The sequence below is a fragment of the Tamlana crocina genome, from assembly GCF_012037625.1.
Genome location: NZ_JAAVJS010000011.1, coordinates 1 through 21,709, shown reverse-complemented (window position 1 = coordinate 21,709; position 21,709 = coordinate 1). Strand labels below are relative to the sequence as shown.

Genomic DNA, 21,709 nt, shown 5'->3' with positions numbered 1-21,709 from the left:
CTCTTATTTTTCGAATTATTCCTTTTTCCGGTTTTTAAAAGTATCAAAATCAGATTTTGATTCTGTTTTAGGAAAACTATTGTTCATGCTGTTGGTGTCAGCAAATTCAAAATTCGGGTCTAAATTAATTTTGGCAACTGCTTTGTTTTTCACAAACGTAGGGGTGATTTCATATTCATTTCTTCGCCAAACTTGAGCGGGCAAGGTTTCAGTTTCGGTGGTGCCATCGGTAAAAATCCATTCAATGGTTACCGGCATAACCAAACCGCCAATATTTTTAATGGTAAGCTCGTAAATGTTTTTGCCCGCAAGTTCTTTTCGAACGGCATCATTGTCCAAACGGGATAAAAACTGACCGTAGTTTTTGTCGGGCGTATTGGCAACGGTAATCATTTCTGGGCCATTTGAGAAATCTTCGGTAACCGTTTCGCTGCTTTTTTCGGTAGTGGCAATTTTACTTTTCGAAGTTCCTTTTTGGTCTTCAATATTCGATTCTTCTTCAAAAACCTTAAACCATTTTACATTGCTTAATTCCATGTCAACATGGTCGGTGGTAAAAAACCATCCTCTAAAAAACCAGTCTAAATCGGTGGCGGTGGCATCTTCCAGTGTTCTGAACAAATCTGCGGGGTTGGGGTGTTTGTATTTCCAACGGTTGGCATATTCTCTAAAGGCTTCATCAAACAGTTCTTTTCCAATAATGGAGTTTCTTAGCATTTGCAGACCAACGGTGGGTTTTACATAAAAATTCATGCCAAATTGATTGAACAACTCATTATCTGAAGTAGTCATAATAGGGCGTAAAATACTTTTGTCGCCACTCATAAAAGGGATAATGGTTTTTGGGGTGTACCTGTTAAAACTCGGGTAGCGCTCGGCGAGTGTTCTGTGGTGCAAAAAGGTATTAAGGCCTTCGTCCATCCACATCCATTTCCGTTCGTCTGAACTCACAATCATCGGGAACCAATTATGGCCTACCTCGTGTATTATCGTGCTTACCATGCGTTGTTTGGCGACATCGGTAATTTTGCCGTTTTTGGGTCTTCCTCCGTTAAAACTTATCATGGGGAACTCAATGCCAATGTTCGATGTGTTCACGGAAATACAAACGGGGTAAGGGTAATCGAAAGTCGCTTCAGAGTATACTTCTAAAGCATGTTTAATGGCTTTGGTCGATTCCTCTTGCCAAACTGGTAAGCCTTCTTTGGGGTAAAACGACATTGCCATTGCTGTGTTGGTGGGGAGTTTTACAGCTTGGGCATCCCACAGAAATTTGCGTGACGAGGCAAAAGCAATATCGCGAACGTTTTCAGCCTTAAATTTCCATGTTTTCTGTTTGGTCGATTTTTGCTTCTCATTCGCAATAGCTTCTTCTTCGGTAACAATCATTACGGGTTTGTTAAACGATTTTTCCGCCGATTTAAAGCGTTTTAATTGTGTTTTTGTAAGAACGTCTTCGCGGTTTATAAGTTTGCCGGTTGAAGCAACAATGTGGTCTTCGGGTACGGTGATTTCAACGTGATAATTTCCGAATTCCAAAGCGAATTCACCCAATTTTTGAAATTGTTGGTTTTGCCAGCCTTCGGTATCGTTATAAACCGCCATTCTGGGGAACCAATGCCCCATCAGGTAAACGGTGTTGTCGTCTCCAGGGAAATATTCGTAACCTTCGCGAGACAATAAAAACAAACTACGATCGGTGATGTGGTAAGACCACGAAATGGAAAGTTGGGCTGATTCACCTGATTTGAGTGTTTTGTTCAGTTTCACCTTCATCATGGTGTTGTTTACCAAGGTCTTTAGCGGTTTTCCATCGCTATCTTTTACATATTTAATAGAGTAGCCTGCAGGAAAATCAATGGCTCGGGTAAGAAACTGCATTTTTCGGGTGCTCATGCCGTCCTCGATGTTGTTGTTTATAGTGCCAAAATCTTCGTTCCCTTTTTTATTGACGTTTTGCTCCAACTGAACCCAAACATAACTTAAATCGTCAGGCGAATTGTTGTAGTAAGTAATGGTTTCCTCGCCCGAAATGGTGTTGTTTGTTTCATTGAGTGTTACCATAATATGGTAATCGGCGCGTTGCTGCCAATAGGCTTTTCCAGGTGCTCCACTAGCGGTTCTGTAGGTGTTTGGTGGGGCAATTAGGCGGTCTATAGGTTCAAATTTACCCTGCCAAGTTTGGTTCTGTGCATTTAAAATAGAGGTAAAGTAAGCTGCTACAAGTACCGAGAGTAGTAATCGTATCATCATATAATTATTTGAATTAGTCTCTCACAAGATATGAAATAATTGTTCATTCAAGGCGAAAATGTTCCTTTTGGTTAAATCCGTGTTATATTATTGAAAAAACGGACAAAACGTACTGCTTTTTGTTGTTTTAAGATTAAGCGTTCTTTACATTTGCAACCCAAAACAGAAACAAAATATGGCAAAGAAAGATAAACTGACATTTGATGTCTTGATTGAAATCCCTAAAGGAAGTAGAAATAAGTACGAATACGATTTTACATTGCATAAAATCCGTTTCGATAGAACCTTGTTTTCATCGATGATGTACCCTGGCGATTACGGATTTATTCCTGAAACTTTGGCTTTAGATCAAGACCCATTGGATGTTTTGGTATTGTCAACCGAGCCATCTTATCCTATGGTGGTTATGGAAGTGCGCCCAATAGGTGTGTTCCATATGACAGATGAAAAAGGTCCGGATGAAAAAATAATCTGTGTACCCGTTTCCGATCCGGTTTGGAGTCACCGTAGTGATATATCTGATTTGAACCCGCACCGTTTAAAGGAAATCGAGCATTTTTTCCAAGTTTATAAAGATTTGGAAGAAAAGAAAGTTGATGTTGGTGGCTGGGGAAATGCTGAGGAAGCTAGAAAGATTTACCACGAATGTGTACAACGCTACGATGAAAGTGAACACAAGAAAAAGCGAACGTTCACCATCTAGATTATTATATTCTCAAACATATTAGAATTTTATTAAGCCATCTTAAATTTAAGATGGCTTTTTTTATCACTTATATTTTTCTATTTTTAGCTCCATTAAAAAAAAATAATTTAAAACCAACAAAACGAATATGGAATTAATAGTAAAGTTTTTACCGCTGTTTGGTGTATTGGCACTAGCGTTTGTATTTATTAAAAGCTCTTGGGTTTCTAAACAAGACCAGGGGGACGAAAAAATGAAAAAAATAGCCAAAAACATTGCCGATGGCGCTATGTCTTTCTTAAAGGCAGAGTATAAAATATTGTCGATTTTTGTTATTGCTGTGGCCGTTATGTTGTTCTTTAAAGGAAGTTCGGAAGCGGGGTCGAATGGTATGGTAGCTGTGTCTTTTGTGGTTGGTGCGATTTGTTCTGCCTTGGCTGGATTTATAGGCATGAAAGTAGCTACTAAGGCTAATGTGAGAACGACCAGTGCCGCCAGAAATTCTTTAGGAAAAGCTTTGGAAGTTGCTTTTGCAGGTGGGGCCGTAATGGGGCTGGGCGTAGTAGGCTTGGGCGTACTGGGTTTAAGCGGTCTCTTTATGATTTATAGCGAAATGGGCTGGGGCATTAGCGAAGTGCTTAATGTGCTTTCCGGTTTTTCACTGGGGGCTTCGTCTATCGCATTGTTTGCCCGTGTTGGTGGCGGTATTTATACCAAAGCTGCCGATGTGGGGGCCGATTTAGTAGGGAAAGTTGAAGCAGGAATACCAGAGGATCACCCTTTAAATCCTGCAACCATAGCCGATAACGTGGGAGATAACGTAGGTGATGTGGCCGGTATGGGCGCCGATTTATTTGAGTCTTATGTCGGTTCTATTATAGGGACTATGGTTTTAGGCGCATTGATTGCTACTGATGGGTTTAACGGACTGGGAGCGGTTTATTTGCCATTGGTATTGGCGGCTATTGGCATCATCATGTCTATTATAGGAACCTTTTTTGTGAAAGTTAAAGATGGTGGTTCGCCACACAAAGCTCTAAATATTGGAGAGTTTGGTTCTGCTGGATTAATGGTGGTGGCATCCTATTTTATAATAAATGCTTTTCTGCCGGAAACCTATACATTTAAAGGTGTTGAGTACGGTGCTATGGGCGTGTTTTGGGCAACTATCGCTGGTTTGGTAGCGGGTCTGTTAGTTGGAAAAGTAACTGAGTATTACACAGGAACCGGAACGAAACCAGTAAACTCCATAGTAAAACAGTCTGAAACAGGATCGGCAACCAATATCATTGCGGGCTTAGGTACGGGAATGATGTCGACTATGATCCCTATTATTTTAATCGCTGCGGCTATTTTGGTGTCGCATCACTTTGCTGGGCTTTATGGAATTGCGATTGCAGCGGTAGGGATGTTGGCGAATACTGGTATTCAATTGGCTGTTGATGCCTACGGGCCGATTTCTGATAACGCTGGAGGTATTGCCGAAATGGCCGAGTTGCCAAGTGAAGTTCGCGAGCGTACCGATAAATTGGATGCCGTTGGAAATACGACTGCGGCCATTGGAAAAGGGTTTGCTATTGCTTCGGCAGCGTTAACGGCTCTGGCCTTATTTGCTGCCTTTATGGAAACGGCAGGAGTGCAGACTATAGATGTGTCTCAGCCCGATATCATGGCAGGTTTGTTGGTAGGTGGTATGTTACCGTTTGTGTTTTCGGCATTATCAATGAATGCGGTTGGGCGTGCAGCTATGGCCATGATTGAAGAGGTGCGTCGTCAATTTAGAGATATCCCACAGTTAAAAGCAGCTCTGGTGGTAATGCGTAAGTATGATTCCGATATGAGCAAAGCTTCTGAAGCTGATAGAAAGGTTTTTGATGCTGCCGATGGAGTGGCCGAATACGATAAATGTGTGGCTATATCTACCAAAGCATCTATCAAGGAAATGGTATTGCCAGGGTTATTGGCTATTGCCGTTCCTGTGGCGGTTGGTTTTATTGGAGGCGCTGAAATGCTGGGCGGTTTATTAGCAGGAGTGACTACTTGTGGCGTGTTGATGGCGATTTTTCAATCTAACGCTGGTGGTGCTTGGGATAATGCCAAGAAAACCATTGAAGAACAGGGTAGAAAAGGAACGGAAGCGCATAAGGCAGCTGTTGTGGGCGATACTGTTGGTGATCCATTTAAGGATACTTCTGGACCGTCTCTAAATATTCTTTTGAAATTGATGTCTGTTGTGGCGTTGGTAATCGCACCAAGTTTGGTGGAGGATAGCACTTTAACCGCATATGCTTCAGAAAATACGCAAATTGATAAAATTGAAGTGATAAAAGACGTAAAAGTTAGTATTGATAAGAATGAAGACGGCACGGTTAAGGCGGTAGTTACAACAATCACAACCAAAAATGGAGAAGCATCTGTTGAGTACGAAACCTTTGAAGGCAATGAAGAAGAGGTGAAAGCTAAAATTGAGGCACTCGAATCAAATGATGTTGATCAAACTAAGAAAGTAATCAAGAAAAAATTGAAAAGCATATTGAATAGATAAGTTTATAGTGCATTAAAAAAGGCTATCACTTTTTGTTGTGATAGCCTTTTTTTATGAACAAAACTTTGTCGTTTATATATTAAACGTCTGCAGATTTAACCGTTTTAATAATTCTAGCAGCGATTTTGTATGGGTCACCGTTTGAAGCTGGACGTCTGTCTTCCAACCATCCTTTGTAACCTCTTTCAACCGTTGCAATTGGAATACGGATTGATGCACCACGGTCAGATACTCCATAAGAGAATTGATCGATAGATTGTGTTTCGTGGTCACCAGTTAAACGTTGGTCGTTAAACTCACCGTAAACTTCAATGTGTTCTTTTACAACTGGACGGAAAGCTTCACAAACTTTTTCGTAAACTTCTTTGCTTCCACAAGTTCTCAACAAAGTGTTAGAGAAGTTAGCGTGCATACCAGAACCGTTCCAATCTAAATCTCTACCTAGAGGCTTAGGGTGGTACTCAATATAGTAACCGTACTTTTCAGTTAAACGGTCTAGTAAGTAACGTGCAATCCAAATTTCGTCACCAGCTTGTCTAGCACCTTTGGCAAACAATTGGAACTCCCATTGTCCGCAAGCAACCTCTTGGTTAATACCTTCAAAGTTCAAGCCTGCTTGAATACATAAATCGGCGTGCTCTTCAACCAAATCACGTCCGTGAGTGTTTAAACCACCTACTGAACAGTAGTACATACCTTGTGGAGCAGGGTACCCTCCTCTAGGGAAACCTAAAGGCAATTCGGTTTTAGTATCCATAATAAAGTACTCTTGCTCAAATCCAAACCAGAAATCATCATCTTCATCATCAATTGTAGCTCTTCCGTTAGAAACGTGTGGTGTTCCGTCAGGATTTAAAACCTCAGTCATTACAAGGTATCCGTTGATGCGCTCTGGATCAGGATAGATAGCAACAGGTTTTAAGATACAATCTGAAGACCCACCAACAGCTTGTCTTGTAGAAGAACCGTCGAAAGACCAGTTTCCTATTTCTTCAAGAGTTCCTTTGAAATCTTCGTGGTCCTCAACTTTGGTTTTACTTCTCATATTTTGGGTAGGGAAATATCCGTCTAACCAAATGTATTCAAGCTTAATTTTTGCCATAATAAATATTTATTTTTTAGATGAAATAATAATTTTCGAGTAACAAATATATGGTTTATCGAATGCACTATGAATTTTGAGGGGGTCTTTTAACAATAGTACAAGTTATTTTTATTTATACCCTATTTTTTTAAGGATTATTTTAAAAAAAGATGATTATTTTCAGGCTTTACTGAAAAATTGTTAACATAAAAATTTGCTGTTTGTGGTTTAATTCACTCGGCTGTTTTATTTTTGCTTAATAATTCATTTTCAAAACTTTTAATAGAATAATCTCAGGAATGTCTACATTAAGATTTCATGCCATAAAAGAAACCTACGCCTATAAACCACTGGTGGTTGATGAGAAAGAGCGCAGGTCGCAACTGTTCGGAAATAACGTATTTAACGAGCAGACAATGCGCCAATATTTAACCAAAGATGCGTTTGAAAAGGTAACCGATGCCATATATTTTGGGAAGAAAATAGACCGTGGTATTGCCGATCAAGTAGCATCGTCTATGAAAGATTGGGCTCTTTCTAAAGGGGTTACCCATTATACACACTGGTTCCAACCTTTAACAGGGGCCACGGCCGAGAAGCACGATGCCTTTTTTGAAACATCTGGCGATGGTATGGCCATTGAAATGTTTGGTGGCGGGCAGTTGGTACAGCAGGAGCCGGATGCCTCAAGTTTCCCGAGTGGAGGTATTCGAAACACGTTCGAGGCCAGGGGGTACACGGCATGGGATCCTACATCACCGGCATTTATTTATGGTACTACACTTTGTATCCCCACCATTTTCGTGGCTTATACGGGCGAGGCTTTAGATTATAAAACACCGCTTTTAAGGGCGTTACATGCCGTTGATGCCGCTGCTAACGATGTGTGCAAGTATTTCGATAAAAACGTGAAAAAAGTGACCTCCTCTTTGGGGTGGGAGCAGGAATATTTTTTGGTCGATAAAATGTTGGCTACCAGTCGCCCCGATATTAATTTAACAGGCCGAACGCTTTTAGGGCATTCGTCGGCAAAAGGGCAGCAGCTGGACGACCATTATTTTGGATCTATTCCGAGTAGGGCACTCAATTTTATGCGCGATTTGGAAAATGAATGTATGTTATTGGGCATTCCGGCCAAAACAAGGCATAATGAGGTTGCACCAAACCAATTCGAATTGGCGCCCATTTATGAAGAAGCCAATTTGGCCGTCGATCATAATTCGTTGTTGATGGATATTATGGGGCGAGTTGCGTCTCGGCATAATTTCAAAGTATTGTTGCACGAAAAGCCCTTTGCGGGAATTAACGGCTCAGGGAAACACAATAACTGGTCCTTGACTACCGATACGGGAATCAATTTATTGGCACCAGGAAAAACCCCAATGAGCAACCTTCAGTTTTTAACCTTTTTTATCAACACCATTAAGGCGGTACACCAACATGAAGCTTTGTTGCGCGCGGCAGTGGCATCAGCCAGTAATGATCATCGATTGGGAGCGAACGAAGCGCCTCCGGCAATCATTTCGGTATTTATTGGTGATCAATTAACCAAAGTTTTGGAAGAGTTGGAGGGGGTTACCAAGGGTAAATTGTCCCCAAAGGAAAAAACAGAACTTAAGCTGAATGTAGTGGGGAAAATCCCGGATGTGTTGTTGGATAATACCGATCGCAACCGAACCTCGCCATTTGCATTCACGGGTAATAAATTTGAGTTTAGGGCAGTAGGTTCATCAGCAAATTGTGGAGACCCCATGACGGTTTTAAACACCATCGTGGCCAAACAGTTGAAGGATTTTAAGGAAGAAGTAGATGTTCTGATCGATAAAAAGGGACTGAAAAAGGACGAGGCCGTTTTTAACGTGTTGCGTGAGTATATTAAATCGACAAAAGCCATTTTGTTCGAAGGCAATGGTTACGGAAAAGAATGGGAAGATGAAGCGAAAAAACGAGGGCTCAGCAACAACAAAACCACTCCAGAGGCTTTAAAGGCAAAAGTATCGAAGCAAACCATCGCCTTATTTGAAGAAATGGGCGTAATGAGTAAAATAGAAACCGAAGCGCGATATGAAATCGAGATTGAATCGTACATCAAACACGTTCAAATTGAAAGTAGGGTGTTGGGCGATATTGCTCGAAACCATATTGTGCCTACCGCAGTGAAGTATCAGAATGTATTGATAGAGAACGTAAAGGGCTTAAAAGAAATATTCGATGAAAACTTTACTTCGGTTTCAAAGGAACAGATAAAGTTAATCGAGGAAATTTCAAATCATATTGAAGGTATTAATGCCAATGTTACCAAAATGATTGACGAACGTCGTGAAGCAAACGCCATTGAAAATATTGAAGAAAGAGCCATGGCGTACTGTAATCAGGTGAAAGCCTTGTTCGAAAAGATTCGTTACCATTGCGATAAATTGGAACTTTTGGTGGACGATGAGCTTTGGCCGCTCACTAAATACAGAGAACTGTTATTTACCAGATAGTTAAAAAATCCTGCTTTAAAAATGCAGGATTTTTTCATTCAAAAAACTACCTTTGCACCACAATTCAACATTATGGGTCAAGAGGTATCAAAACGTTACGCCCAACGCGGCGTATCGGCATCAAAAGAAGATGTTCACAGTGCAATTAAAAATATTGATAAAGGATTGTTTCCTAAAGCATTCTGTAAAATCGTTCCGGATTATTTATCGAATGATGACGATTACTGTTTGATTATGCATGCCGACGGTGCTGGAACCAAATCATCTTTGGCCTATATGTATTGGAGGGAAACGGACGATGTCTCTGTTTGGAAAGGTATCGCCCAGGATGCCTTGATTATGAATATCGACGATTTACTTTGTGTGGGAGCTACCGATAATATTATGTTGTCTTCAACCATAGGGCGGAATAAAAATTTAATTCCCGGTGAAGTGATTTCCGCTATCATCAACGGAACCGAAGAGCTCATTTCAGAATTAAAAAGTTTTGGTGTTACAATCCATTCCACAGGAGGCGAAACAGCCGATGTTGGCGATTTGGTGCGTACTATTATTGTCGATTCTACCGTTACCGCCCGAATGAAACGTAGCGATGTTATTGACAATGCCAACATAAAAGCTGGCGACGTTATTGTTGGTTTGGAAAGCTTTGGACAAGCCACCTACGAAAAAGAATACAACGGCGGTATGGGCAGTAATGGGTTGACCTCTGCGCGCCACGATGTATTCAGTAAATATTTGGCCGAGAAATATCCAGAAAGTTTTGATGCCGCTGTGCCTGAAGATTTGGTGTATTCTGGAAATGTGAAATTGACCGATGCGGTTGAAGATTCCCCGATTGATGCTGGAAAATTGGTGCTGTCACCAACACGTACTTATGCGCCCATCATCAAAAAAATTCTTTCAAAATTTAATTGTGATACCGTTCATGGCATGGTGCACTGTTCTGGTGGAGCACAAACCAAGATTCTTCATTTTGTAGATCAGTTCCATATCGTAAAAGATAATATGTTTCCAATTCCTCCGTTGTTCAAATTAATCCAAGAGCAATCAAAAACCGATTGGAAGGAAATGTACCAAGTGTTTAATTGCGGACATAGAATGGAACTGTATGTTGCTCCGGAAATTGCCGATGAGATTATTGAAATATCAAAATCCTTTAATGTAAGTGCAAAAATTATTGGCAGGGTGGATGCTTCAAAAGAAAAAAAACTCACAATAAAATCGGAGTTTGGTGAGTTTAATTATTAATTATTCCAAATTTTAGCTAAAATGGAATGGTTGTTGATTAGAATGTAAATTTTTAAAATAAACCAACAAATTATGAAATATACGTTTTTAGCATTGCTGTGCTTCGTTTTTCATTCTGTCTGTGCGCAACCCGATTCCCTATTCATTAAAAAAGTCGAAGAAAAATACACTGGCCCACAATGGGTTCAGAAAAATAAAGCTACGGTCGATTTAAGCGAGGTAGCTTTTGTTAATTGGAATTCTGGGGGTACCAATTCCATTTCCGGACTTTTAGGTTTGGAGTCTTCAGCCAATTATTCCGATCTGTTTTTTTCTTGGAGAAATAACGTAGTTGTGCGCTATGGAATCAATAAACAGGAATCTCAAGAATTGAGAAAAACCGATGATTTGTTTGAGCTTAATTCCAATCTTGGTTATAACCCAAATACTGGATCGCACTGGTTTTATTCAGCACGATTGAATTTTAGAACCCAGTTGGCCAATGGATACAAATACCCCAACAAAGATGAGCCCATTTCTAGATTAATGGCTCCAGGTTACCTGTTTTTTGGTGGAGGAATGGAGTATGGAAAAGATTTGGATAAAGTATCGTTATATTTTTCGCCGTTAACCTTAAAGGCCACTTTTGTTTTGGATGGAGATTTGGCAAATTCAGGTGCATTTGGGGTTACGCCTGCCGTTCTGGATGTTAACGGCAATGTGATTGTTCCGGGAGAGCGCGTTAGAAAAGAGGTTGGTATTTTGCTTACCAATAGCTACGAAATGGAAGTGGTGGAAAATATTGTTTTAAAAAACCAAATGAGTTTGTATTCCGATTATGTTAATAACTTCGGAAATGTGGATATCGATTGGCGATTGGATTTCGATTTTAAAGTGAACCAATTTGTTAGGGCTACTTTCGGTTCTCATCTTAGATACGACGACGATATAAAAACGCAAGTACCATCGCAAACCGAAGAAGGTGAGTTTGATGAGGCCGGTGCCAAAGTGCAGTGGAAACAGTTTTTAGGGGTTGGTTTTGCTGTAGATTTTTAACTTGTTTCTGATTTCTTTTAAGAAAAGTAAATAATCAAAGAATTTGTTTGGGAGAGATTTAATTGTGTTTATTTTCGCATGCAAAATCAGTCCCAATCAATGATAGTTCCGCAGGTGGATACCGCTAAAATATTTTGCACAATATTTATCCTTCTTTTTTTTGGAAATGTTGCAAGGGCACAGAAATCAATAACTTCGCGAATACTTGATTTTGATAAAAATGATGTGGTTGAAGATGTTTCCGTACGAATACAAAATACCGATAAGGGAACTTATTCCAATCAAGATGGTTTCTTCACGCTAGATGGCGTTGCTGACCATGATGTGCTCGTCTTGTCTAAAATAGGCTATACAACACAGCAGGTTCGTGCTGGAGATTTAAAAAGCGATGTTTACTTATTTCAGGAAGTCAGTGCTTTAAAGGAGGTCTTGCTGAGGAGTTTTTCGAGTAGCCAATTAAAAAGGGTAGTGCCGGATCAAATTTATTTGTCGCAAAACGATATAGAAAAGTTGCCTTTTGTATTGGGTGAAAAAGACGTAATCAAATTAATACAATATACTCCAGGGGTGCAGCAGGCTTCCGAGGGCCAGTCGGGGATTTTGGTTAGAGGGGGCAATGCCAGTATGAATTTAACCTTGTTGGATAATATATACTTGCACAACACCGCTCATTTGGGAGGGCTTTTTTCAGCTGTAAATTCAGATTTTGTAAATTCCTTGGAGTTTTCCAAAGCAGGTTTTGATGCAGCATACGGAGGGCGCTTGTCTTCAGTGACCGATTTAAAAACTTTAAAGCAGCCCGATACAACGCATTTTCAGGGAAGTATAGGTTTGTTGTCTGCGAAATTAACGGGAAATATAAAGCTTAACAAAAAAAATAGTTTATTGCTTTCGGGAAGAAGAAGCTACCTTGAGATTTTTAAACCTTTTTTTAACGATGAGAATTCGATTTTGGGAAAGAAAAAGAATTATTTTTTATACGACTTTTTGGCCAAGCATGATTCAGAACTTTCGGAAAAGAGTACTCTCCAAACTACTTTATATTTGACTTCAGATGACTTTAAAGATCTAACAAAAGGTCGTAACAGAAGGCTTAGTTGGGGTAATTTGTTGTTGGGAACCACTTTTAAGTACTGGGTTGGGGACGGTCTTAGCTCTCAGACAACAATGTCGCTCAGTAACTATAAAATATCTTTTTCAGATAATGATTTTCCGTATAACTATAATGCACATAGTTCTTTTAATGTTTTTGGTGTAAAACATCATTTTTTATGGGATAAGGAAAATTATGTTCTAAAAATAGGCGCAGAGTATAATAAAAATGAAGTGCTTCCAAAAAAAGTAGCAGCCAATATTCAAGGCTCTCCTTTTGAAATTTTAAACCAAGAAACTTACAATTATGATGAAGCAAGTGTATTTGGAGATGTAGAGTTTGCCGTTCGCGGTAAATTAGAGGCTAAAATGGGCTTGAGACTAACCTCTTATATAACAAAAGAAAATGCGCTGGTAGGGAAGGAGGAGTTCTTTAGTTTCGAACCTAGGGTTAGCTTTAAGTATAGTTTGTTAAACAACCAAGCGCTTAAGGTTAGTTACCATAGGTTAGCACAGTTTGTACACCAGGCATCGGTTGGTGCATTTAGTTTACCAGCAGATTTTTTTGTGGTGAGTACAGAAGCCGTAAAACCGCAATTTGTAAACCAGTTTAGTTTGGGGCACTCTTACGAAAAAAACAGTTTGCAGTTAAATGGGGCATTGTATTTTAAACGGGTTTCCAATTACACGGAATTTGAAAATGGCTCTTTGAATAACCTGCTTTCAAACAATCTTTATGACGATATTTTAACAGGGCATTTTAATTCTTATGGTTTTGAAGCCAGTTTAAACAAAAAGATAAATAAATTAACGGCACAGGCTTCGGTCACATTGTCTAAAACCATTGCGAAATTTGATAAAATAAATCAAGGCAATTATTTTTCAGCGACGTTCGATAGACCTGTAAATATTAGTGCTATAGCGCACTATGCCTTAAGCGATAGGATAGAGCTGGGGGCATTGTTTATTTTTACAAGTGGGCAAAATTATACAAGACCACAGGATATTAGGATTGTAAACGAAAGGCCAATAATAAATTTTGAAGCTAAAAATGCTTCGAGGTTTCCTAATTACCACCGTTTGGATCTGTCGTGTACTTATTCGTTTAAACCGAAAGGGCGATGGAACTCAAAATTGAACTTAACCCTGTACAATGCCTATAACAACAAAAACTTGTTTCAGACTTCATTTTCAACAGAAGGAAATGTAGACGATTCGTATATTGAAATTAAAGAAAACAGAGATTATCTTTTTCCTTTTTTGCCAACGGTTAATTGGTTGTTTTCTTTTTAAAGTGATGTGTTTATGAACAGAATCTTTTTTGTGTTTTTGCTGATGGGGTGTACGGTTGTAGAGCCCCATACGTTAAAACCCGATAGACTTACCGTTGAAGGGCAGATACAAGAGGGTAAATTTGCCGAGATAAATTTAACTAACGGTTTGGCGTTTAAAGGCGTTATTGATTCGTTAGAGGTGGCAAGGTCTATCGAATCTAAAGCAAAAGTGGTGCTTTCTGATGGAGAAGTCTCAGAGGTGTTGACACTGAAGCGGGACGATTCTAGGTTTCCGTTTTTGTATTACAGAAGTAATCTTATTAAGGGTGAATTAGGGAGAAACTACTCTTTAACGGTTAAGATAAGGGGTAAGGAGTTTTTATCGCAAACTACGGTTCCCGAAAAAGCGAATGTGCCTGGCATGGAGTTTATTGAATGGACTGAAGACGGAGTGAAAGACCCAAACTCGCGAAGCATAAAATTGACCATAGCTAATCCGCAGGAGGGAAAGAATAGATATTTTAAAATTTTAATAAAAAAAGAGGTAGAAGAGAACTTTGAGTATGCCAAGCCCTTCATCGTTAATACAGAGAACATTTCTACTGAAACATTTCCTGTTATAGTATCTTACATTAAGCTTGGTGATGAAGGTAAAAAGGTAAACCAAATGACTTTAGGAGAGGTAATTGAGCTTAAAATTATAGCAATTACCAAAGAGCAGTTCGATTTTTGGAAGTCTGTAAAAGGTGATGAAACTAGTGTTTTGGAAGGCACATCTTTTACAGATCGAGTGTCAACTAATATCAGTAATGGAGCTTTTGGGTATTGGTCTGGCGAGAATACGGTATCCTTTAAATTTAAGGTGGAGTAACAAGCAAAAAGCCAACTTGACATCAAGTTGGCTTTTAGGAATATAGGCTTTATTTTTCTTTTTTTATTCAACATCTGCAAAAAGCGCTTCGTATGCATCAAATACAGATTCGAATTTGTTTTCGGTTGAAGTAAAAGAACCATCAAAGTAGGTTTCAAAATCGCTACTGGTTTCATCTCCAAACAAAAATCTCGCATTAACAATATCCTCGGTTACCTCGGTTTCTTCATATTGCTGTGTGCTTTGGTTGTACACGAAATGTGTATAGGTGTCTTGATCTTTGTAAAATTCCAAAGAAGCTACAGATTTATTGTTTACGCTTAATACTGCAGAGGTGTTGTTGTTCAATAGGTCAATTTGTTCGTCTATGGTCAGGTCTTGGTCAGAATCAAGTCCTGTATCATTAGCGGTCACCATTAATTTTGCGTTTAAAAATATCAATGAAAGTGAGGCGTTGTCAACAACATCTTCAGCGTTTTTGTCTTCAATGTTTTCTTCATCATTAAAGTTTCCGTTAACTGTGTAGTTGTAACCTAAGATGCTTTCGTTGTCGATTTTCACATCAAAAGCTTGCTCGATTGACGTATTATTGGTGTTATTGAACGAGGTGTTAAAAATAAACGCACCAATAGTTGTGGTGTTGTTAATGCTAACAGGCATTAATTTGCCGTTGTTGAACAAGGCTGTAAATTCTTGTGTGAAAACGGTGTTGTTGTTGATTTTTAGGTTCGCTTTTGCTAGCGTAGGTGCTTCGGTTTCGTTGTCTCCACTTCCAGCAACGGTAGTACTAAAATCAGTAAAACTGAATACGGCTGTATTCCCGTTGTATGAAATATTGTAAACAATGTCGTCGCTTTCTCCAGTTTTATCGAAATCTTCAGTTTCGCTGTTCCATTGGTAAACGCCCTTTTCGGCTTCAAAATCGTCTGCTAAAGGCGTGTCTGCTACAAGTGCTACAGCCTGTTTTGCGTTTAGAACCGAAAGCCCATTTTTAGATGCTTTGGCTCCTGATAGGTTGGAGATGGTATTTAATGATGTTTTTTTGAATCCTCCAGGTTTAGAGGCGTTTGGTGAACTTAGGTATTCTGCCAGTTCAACAATATCGTTTAAGGCATCGTCGTTTTTGAAATCTTCTACCTTGTTCAATAAGGCAATACTGTTGTCTTCTAGCTGTGTTTTGCCTTCTTCAACGCTTAAAGATCCGTTGATTTCATCGTCTGTTTTGTTGTCTTTGCTGCAGGAAAAGTTAAGAAATAGGGCTGAGCATAAAACTAATGCATAGGTTTTTTTCATAATTTGTAATTAAATATTAATGGAGTAAATATACGTGTTTTGGACAAAATGAGTAAGTAAAGTTGTATTTTGAGTAGTTAAATTCGTATGTCGCACAAAATGAATAGATTATAGAAAGATGCTTTTTTGTGTGATTCCGATGAATTATTAAAAATATCTATTTGTTCATTTAAGGTTTAGGGCTATTGTAAGTTATAGTGTGTTTCTAAAATTTGTTAACATTTTGATTGTTGATAACATTCAACTTTTTCATTTACAGTATTTTGTGTTTTTTAATTGAAAGCTTTATGATTTTTGTCATGTTTTAAATTGTATCTTTATGATTAATTTATCGTGTTAATTAACCTAAAAATACAGTTTGTCAATGAAAGCAGAACTTGCCAACACTTCACTTAAAACCTACACCCAAGATGAAGCCTTCAATGCTTCTCTGGAATATTTTAAAAATGACGATTTAGCAGCGCGTGTTTGGTTGAATAAATACGCCTTGAAAGATTCCGATGGAAATCTTTATGAGCTTACCCCCAACGACATGCACCGGCGCATAGCTAAAGAAATTGCCCGAATAGAGGTCAAGTATGCCAAGCCGTTTTCAGAAGATGAGATTTTCAATTTAATTAAGGATTTTAAATACATCGTGCCACAAGGCAGTCCCATGGCTGGTATTGGCAACCCGTACCAAATTGCATCGCTTTCAAACTGTTTCGTTATCGGTAATTCCGGTGAATCTGATTCTTATGGGGGCATCATGAAAATTGACCAAGAACAAGTGCAGTTAATGAAACGCCGTGGTGGGGTAGGGCACGATCTGTCGCACATTCGCCCCAAAGGTTCGGCTGTAAAAAACTCGGCATTAACGTCAACGGGCATAGTGCCTTTTATGGAGCGTTATTCCAATTCCACCCGAGAAGTCGCACAAGACGGGCGCCGTGGTGCGTTGATGCTTTCGGTATCCATTAACCACCCCGATTCCGAAGATTTTATCAACGCCAAGTTGGAGCAAGGAAAAGTAACCGGAGCGAATGTTTCGGTTCGCATTGACAACGATTTTATGGAAGCCGTTAAAAACGGTGGAGATTATATTCAAAAATACCCCATTTTTAGTGACAGCCCAAAGGTGTCGAAAACCATCGAGGCGACTTCACTTTGGAAAAAAATAGTGCATAACGCATGGAAATCGGCCGAGCCAGGCATCTTGTTTTGGGATACCATTATTAACGAGTCTGTGCCAGATTGTTATGCCGATTTAGGGTATAAAACGGTATCGACAAATCCGTGTGGCGAGATTCCGTTATGTCCTTACGATTCTTGTAGGCTATTGGCTATCAACTTGTTTTCGTATGTTGAAAATCCGTTTACGGCACATGCTAAATTTAATTTCGAATTGTTCAAAAAGCATGTGGCTGCCGCTCAGCGTATCATGGACGATATTATTGATTTGGAACTGGAAAAAATCGATAAAATATTAGAGAAGATAGATGCCGACCCAGAAATGGATGAGGTGAAGTCGATTGAGCGTAACCTTTGGGTGAATATTCAAAAGAAAGCCAAAGAAGGCCGAAGAACAGGAGTAGGCATTACTGGCGAGGGCGATATGTTGGCTGCTCTGGGGATTAGGTACGGAAGTGAGGAAGGAAACGCCTTTTCGTTAGAAGTGCATAAAACCTTGGCTATTGCGGCCTATAGGGCGTCGGTACATTTGGCCAAAGAGCGTGGTGCTTTTGGTGTTTTTGATGCCGAACGCGAAAAGAATAATCCGTTTATCAACCGTTTGAAGGAGGCCGACAGCCAATTGTACTACGAAATGCTGGAATACGGTCGACGTAACATTGCTTTATTGACCATTGCGCCTACCGGAACCACGAGTTTAATGACACAGACCACATCTGGTATTGAGCCGGTTTTTATGCCAGTGTACAAAAGAAGGCGAAAAGTAAACCCTAACGATAAAGATGTTCGGGTAGATTTTGTTGATGAAGTGGGCGATTCTTGGGAAGAATATGTAGTGTTTCACCATCGTTTTAAACAATGGATGGAAGTGAATAATATTGATACTTCAAAAAATTATTCGCAAGATGAACTCGATGGGTTGATTAAAAAATCACCGTATTATAAAGCAACTTCCAACGATGTAGACTGGTTAAGTAAGGTTAGCATGCAGGGCGCCATTCAAAAATGGGTGGACCATTCCATTAGTGTGACCATCAATTTGCCAAGTGATGTTTCCGAAGAATTGGTGGGTGAATTGTATTTAAAAGCTTGGGAAGTAGGTTGTAAAGGTGTAACGGTGTACCGCGATGGGTCGCGCTCGGGGGTGTTGATTTCTAACGAAGAAAAAAAGGAAGCGCCTGCAGAAGAAACTTTAACCACTTTTCCGACTAAGCGTCCACAAATTTTGGAAGCCGACGTAGTGCGTTTTCAGAATAATAAGGAAAAATGGATTGCATTTATCGGTTTAATTGACGGTAAGCCTTATGAAATTTTTACTGGTTTAGCCGATGATGAGGATGGTATTTTAATTCCGCGTTGGGCCAATAACGGATTGATTATCAAAAACAGAAATGAAGACGGCACGAAGCGTTACGATTTTCAATATAAAAATAAAAGAGGTTACAAAACCACCATTGAAGGGCTGTCGCATAAGTTCAACCCCGAATATTGGAACTATGCCAAACTGATTTCGAGTACGCTCCGCCATGGTATGCCTATCGATAAAATTGTTGATTTAATTAACAGTTTGCAGCTCGACAGCGAGTCCATAAACACTTGGAAAAACGGTGTGGGCAGGGCTTTAAAACGTTATGTGGAAGATGGTACCCAAGCCAAAGGGCAGCACTGCGACAACTGTAAATCTGAAAACTTAATTTATCAAGAAGGCTGTTTAACCTGTAAGGATTGCGGGTCTTCAAAATGTGGGTAAATGTATTCCCTTGGAGAAGGATATCTTATATAACAAATAAGGAGGCTATTTAGCTTCCTTTTTTTGTAGTTCAAATTTAGATAGGAATTTGTCAATTTTCAGCAAATAATTCCTGCATGGTAAATTCATAAATTATCGTATTTTTGATTCCCAATAAAAAAGGCAGATGTTAGAGAAATTACAAATAATAAAACAGCGTTTTGATGAGGTTAGCGATTTGATTATTCAGCCGGATATCATTTCAGACCAAAAGCGCTATATCGAGTTGAACAGGGAGTATAAAGACTTGCGGGTGTTGATGGATAAACGCGAACAATATATAGAACTGACCAACAATTTGGCTGAGGCTGAAGAAATTATTTCAGACGGTAATGATGCAGAAATGATAGAAATGGCCAAAATGCAGTATGAAGAAGCGAAAGAAGGCATCCCAAAATTAGAAGAAGAGATAAAAGTACTTTTAATACCCAAAGACCCTGAAGATGCTAAAAATGCGGTGGTTGAACTGCGTGCAGGTACCGGAGGTGACGAAGCCAGTATTTTTGCTGGCGATTTGTTTCGAATGTATACCAAATACTGTGAAAGTAAAGGTTGGCGCGTAGATACGGTCGATTTTAGCGAGGGCACCAATGGTGGATTTAAGGAAATTCAGTTTGAAGTGTCGGGCGAAGACGTTTATGGCACATTAAAATTCGAAGCGGGTGTGCACCGTGTACAACGTGTACCACAAACCGAAACCCAAGGCCGTGTACATACCAGTGCCGCCACGGTAATGGTATTTCCGGAAGCTGAGGAGTTTGACGTGGAAATCAATCCAAAAGATGTCCGTATCGATTATTTCTGTTCTTCGGGGCCAGGCGGACAGTCGGTAAACACTACATATTCTGCGGTGCGTTTAACGCACATTCCAACAGGATTGGTGGCACAGTGTCAAGATCAAAAATCGCAACATAAAAATAAAGAAAAAGCTTTTAAGGTACTGCGTTCGCGTTTGTATGATTTAGAGTTGGCCAAAAAGCAGGAGGAAGATGCCGCCAAGCGTGGTAGCATGGTAAGCAGTGGAGATAGAAGTGCTAAAATTAGAACGTACAACTATCCGCAAGGCCGTGTAACCGACCACAGAATCGGCTTGACCCTTTACGATTTATCGAATATTGTAAATGGCGATATCCAAAAAATAATAGACGAGTTGCAATTGGCCGAAAACACCGAAAAGTTAAAGGCAAGTGACGATACGATATAGGCCCAATCTGACTCTTTCCCGAAGGGAAAGACACTATTGCGGGTAAAGTAATTAATTTATAAACAGTGATTGCTTACATATTCAATATAGAAGTTAGAGTAATCACATAATAGTTTCCTCCTTCGGAGGATTAAGGAGGCATGACCACAACCGAACTTATCAACCAAATCCGTAAAAAAAAATCCTTTCTCTGCATTGGGCTGGATGTCGATTTAAATAAAATTCCGCAGCACCTTTTAAAAGAGGAAGATCCTATTTTTGCATTCAATAAAGCCATTATTGATGCGACGCACCATTTGTGTGTAGCTTACAAGCCCAACACGGCATTTTATGAAGCTTACGGATTAAAAGGTTGGAAAGCGCTCGAAAAAACCATAAAATATCTCAACGAAAAATATCCTGAAATTTTTACGATTGCAGATGCCAAACGCGGAGATATTGGCAATACAAGCACCATGTATGCTCAAGCTTTTTTTGAAGATTTAGCATTCGATTCGGTAACCGTAGCGCCTTACATGGGTAAAGATTCGGTGGAGCCATTTTTAGCTTTTAAAAATAAACATACTATCCTTTTGGCACTGACGTCTAATGCTGGGGCGTTCGATTTTCAAACAAAAACCGTTGAGGGAAAAGAATTGTACAAACAAGTTTTGGATACCTCTAAAACTTGGGAAAATGCCGAAAATTTAATGTACGTGGTCGGGGCGACCAAAGCAGAGTATTTGGCCGAGATCAGAAATATTATTCCCGATAGTTTTTTATTGGTACCCGGTGTGGGTGCTCAAGGCGGAAATTTACAGGATGTTTGTAAATATGGGATGAGCGAGAATGTTGGGCTGTTGATTAACTCTTCACGAGGTATCATTTATGCTTCCAGTGGCGAAGATTTTGCGGCAGCTGCGGCAAGCAAAGCGGAAGCACTTCAAAAGGAAATGGCCGTTGAATTAGGCTAACTTTTAACAGAAAAAAGCATTGGTAACGGTTAACGATCAAATTGGGCGAGTATTACGTTTTAACAAGCTTCCCAAGCGAATCGTTTCGTTAGTGCCCAGCCAAACGGAGTTGTTATGCGATTTAGGTTTGGAGCATCAAGTGGTTGGGGTCACTAAATTTTGTGTGCATCCTGGGCATATAAAAGGTCAATCGACTATTGTTGGCGGTACTAAGCAAATTCATTTGGATAAAATCCGTGAATTACAGCCCGATATCATTCTTTGCAATAAAGAGGAAAATACCAAAGCCATTGTTGAGGCTTGCGAAGCCATTTGTCCGGTTCATGTTTCCGATATTTTTACCGTTGATGACAGTGTCGAATTGATAAAACAATACGGTGCATTGTTTGATAGGCAGACGAAAGCCGAAGAACTTACTCTGGCTATTCGGAAAAAATTGGATGAATTCAACCGTTTCATTGAAACCCATCCCCTTAAAAAAGTAGCTTACTTTATTTGGAAAAACCCGTGGATGGTAGCCGCGAATAATACTTTTATAAACCACTTACTGAAACTCAATAAGTTTGAAAATATTTACGGTCACTTAGCTCGGTACCCGTGTAGCCTTACCCAATTTAAGACACAGCTAAATTCAATAAATTTTCATTAATATCATTCGATTCGGGGAAGAATTCTTCCCCGAATCGAGGTTTATATTCCCTGGGTGATTTATTGCCCAGGGATT

Annotated in this window: 14 protein-coding genes; 11 read left to right on the top strand and 3 right to left on the bottom strand. The window is 39.6% G+C overall.

Features of this window, described 5'->3' with window-relative positions:
- Positions 1 to 15: 15 nt before the first annotated feature.
- Positions 16 to 2,253 (bottom strand): M1 family metallopeptidase, encoded by a 2,238-nt coding sequence (locus HC176_RS09170; protein WP_245234866.1) that lies wholly within the window; start codon positions 2,251 to 2,253, stop codon positions 16 to 18.
- A gap of 175 nt (positions 2,254 to 2,428) precedes the next feature.
- Here HC176_RS09170 and HC176_RS09165 point away from each other — a divergent pair, with 175 nt between their 5' ends.
- Both HC176_RS09165 and HC176_RS09160 read left to right on the top strand, forming a co-directional pair.
- Positions 2,429 to 2,956 carry an inorganic diphosphatase gene (locus tag HC176_RS09165; protein ID WP_167917899.1) on the top strand — a complete coding sequence of 176 codons (528 nt, stop codon included), beginning with the start codon at positions 2,429 to 2,431 and terminating at the stop codon, positions 2,954 to 2,956.
- Between the two features lie 130 nt (positions 2,957 to 3,086).
- Positions 3,087 to 5,483 (top strand): sodium-translocating pyrophosphatase, encoded by a 2,397-nt coding sequence (locus tag HC176_RS09160; RefSeq protein WP_167917898.1) that lies wholly within the window; start codon positions 3,087 to 3,089, stop codon positions 5,481 to 5,483.
- A gap of 79 nt (positions 5,484 to 5,562) precedes the next feature.
- Here the strand turns inward: HC176_RS09160 and HC176_RS09155 are convergent, their stop codons facing one another.
- A complete protein-coding gene (locus tag HC176_RS09155) occupies positions 5,563 to 6,585 on the bottom strand; it encodes a glutamine synthetase beta-grasp domain-containing protein (RefSeq protein ID WP_167917897.1) in 1,023 nt (340 codons plus the stop codon).
- Positions 6,586 to 6,866: 281 nt separating this feature from the next.
- Here HC176_RS09155 and HC176_RS09150 point away from each other — a divergent pair, with 281 nt between their 5' ends.
- The 5 genes from HC176_RS09150 (at position 6,867) to HC176_RS09130 (ending at position 14,576) form a co-directional block, all read left to right on the top strand.
- On the top strand, positions 6,867 to 9,053 hold the full coding sequence (locus HC176_RS09150) for a glutamine synthetase III family protein (RefSeq protein WP_167917896.1): 2,187 nt from the start codon (positions 6,867 to 6,869) through the stop codon (positions 9,051 to 9,053).
- A gap of 72 nt (positions 9,054 to 9,125) precedes the next feature.
- A complete protein-coding gene (locus tag HC176_RS09145) occupies positions 9,126 to 10,304 on the top strand; it encodes an AIR synthase related protein (RefSeq protein WP_167918007.1) in 1,179 nt (392 codons plus the stop codon).
- 72 nt (positions 10,305 to 10,376) lie between these two features.
- Entirely contained in the window at positions 10,377 to 11,339 is a 963-nt protein-coding gene (locus tag HC176_RS09140; protein WP_167917895.1) for a DUF3078 domain-containing protein, read from the top strand.
- Positions 11,340 to 11,438: 99 nt separating this feature from the next.
- The gene (locus HC176_RS09135) at positions 11,439 to 13,724 is read left to right on the top strand and encodes a TonB-dependent receptor (RefSeq protein ID WP_167917894.1); all 2,286 of its coding nucleotides are present in this window, start codon (positions 11,439 to 11,441) and stop codon (positions 13,722 to 13,724) included.
- Positions 13,725 to 13,736: 12 nt separating this feature from the next.
- Positions 13,737 to 14,576 carry a DUF4249 family protein gene (locus tag HC176_RS09130; RefSeq protein WP_167917893.1) on the top strand — a complete coding sequence of 280 codons (840 nt, stop codon included), beginning with the start codon at positions 13,737 to 13,739 and terminating at the stop codon, positions 14,574 to 14,576.
- A gap of 63 nt (positions 14,577 to 14,639) precedes the next feature.
- Here the strand turns inward: HC176_RS09130 and HC176_RS09125 are convergent, their stop codons facing one another.
- A complete protein-coding gene (locus HC176_RS09125; protein WP_167917892.1) occupies positions 14,640 to 15,869 on the bottom strand; it encodes a hypothetical protein in 1,230 nt (409 codons plus the stop codon).
- A gap of 364 nt (positions 15,870 to 16,233) precedes the next feature.
- On the opposite strand from HC176_RS09125, the gene HC176_RS09120 reads away from it, so the two are divergent.
- From HC176_RS09120 to HC176_RS09105, 4 genes are all read left to right on the top strand, one after another.
- On the top strand, positions 16,234 to 18,789 hold the full coding sequence (locus HC176_RS09120) for an adenosylcobalamin-dependent ribonucleoside-diphosphate reductase (RefSeq protein ID WP_167917891.1): 2,556 nt from the start codon (positions 16,234 to 16,236) through the stop codon (positions 18,787 to 18,789).
- A gap of 166 nt (positions 18,790 to 18,955) precedes the next feature.
- On the top strand, positions 18,956 to 20,032 hold the full coding sequence (prfA, locus tag HC176_RS09115) for a peptide chain release factor 1 (RefSeq protein ID WP_167917890.1): 1,077 nt from the start codon (positions 18,956 to 18,958) through the stop codon (positions 20,030 to 20,032).
- Positions 20,033 to 20,172: 140 nt separating this feature from the next.
- Entirely contained in the window at positions 20,173 to 20,985 is an 813-nt protein-coding gene (gene pyrF, locus HC176_RS09110; protein WP_167917889.1) for an orotidine-5'-phosphate decarboxylase, read from the top strand.
- Between the two features lie 91 nt (positions 20,986 to 21,076).
- Positions 21,077 to 21,634 (top strand): ABC transporter substrate-binding protein, encoded by a 558-nt coding sequence (locus HC176_RS09105; RefSeq protein WP_425338197.1) that lies wholly within the window; start codon positions 21,077 to 21,079, stop codon positions 21,632 to 21,634.
- The last annotated feature ends 75 nt before the right edge of the window (positions 21,635 to 21,709 follow it).

Bases quoted from the DNA above. Each gene is read 5' to 3' on its own strand.
- HC176_RS09170 (WP_245234866.1), bottom strand. From the start codon at position 2,253: ATGATGATACGATTACTACTCTCGGTACTTGTAGCAGCTTACTTTACC.
- HC176_RS09165 (WP_167917899.1), top strand. From the start codon at position 2,429: ATGGCAAAGAAAGATAAACTGACATTTGATGTCTTGATTGAAATCCCT.
- HC176_RS09160 (WP_167917898.1), top strand. From the start codon at position 3,087: ATGGAATTAATAGTAAAGTTTTTACCGCTGTTTGGTGTATTGGCACTA.
- HC176_RS09155 (WP_167917897.1), bottom strand. From the start codon at position 6,585: ATGGCAAAAATTAAGCTTGAATACATTTGGTTAGACGGATATTTCCCT.
- HC176_RS09150 (WP_167917896.1), top strand. From the start codon at position 6,867: ATGTCTACATTAAGATTTCATGCCATAAAAGAAACCTACGCCTATAAA.
- HC176_RS09145 (WP_167918007.1), top strand. From the start codon at position 9,126: ATGGGTCAAGAGGTATCAAAACGTTACGCCCAACGCGGCGTATCGGCA.
- HC176_RS09140 (WP_167917895.1), top strand. From the start codon at position 10,377: ATGAAATATACGTTTTTAGCATTGCTGTGCTTCGTTTTTCATTCTGTC.
- HC176_RS09135 (WP_167917894.1), top strand. From the start codon at position 11,439: ATGATAGTTCCGCAGGTGGATACCGCTAAAATATTTTGCACAATATTT.
- HC176_RS09130 (WP_167917893.1), top strand. From the start codon at position 13,737: ATGAACAGAATCTTTTTTGTGTTTTTGCTGATGGGGTGTACGGTTGTA.
- HC176_RS09125 (WP_167917892.1), bottom strand. From the start codon at position 15,869: ATGAAAAAAACCTATGCATTAGTTTTATGCTCAGCCCTATTTCTTAAC.
- HC176_RS09120 (WP_167917891.1), top strand. From the start codon at position 16,234: ATGAAAGCAGAACTTGCCAACACTTCACTTAAAACCTACACCCAAGAT.
- prfA (WP_167917890.1), top strand. From the start codon at position 18,956: ATGTTAGAGAAATTACAAATAATAAAACAGCGTTTTGATGAGGTTAGC.
- pyrF (WP_167917889.1), top strand. From the start codon at position 20,173: ATGACCACAACCGAACTTATCAACCAAATCCGTAAAAAAAAATCCTTT.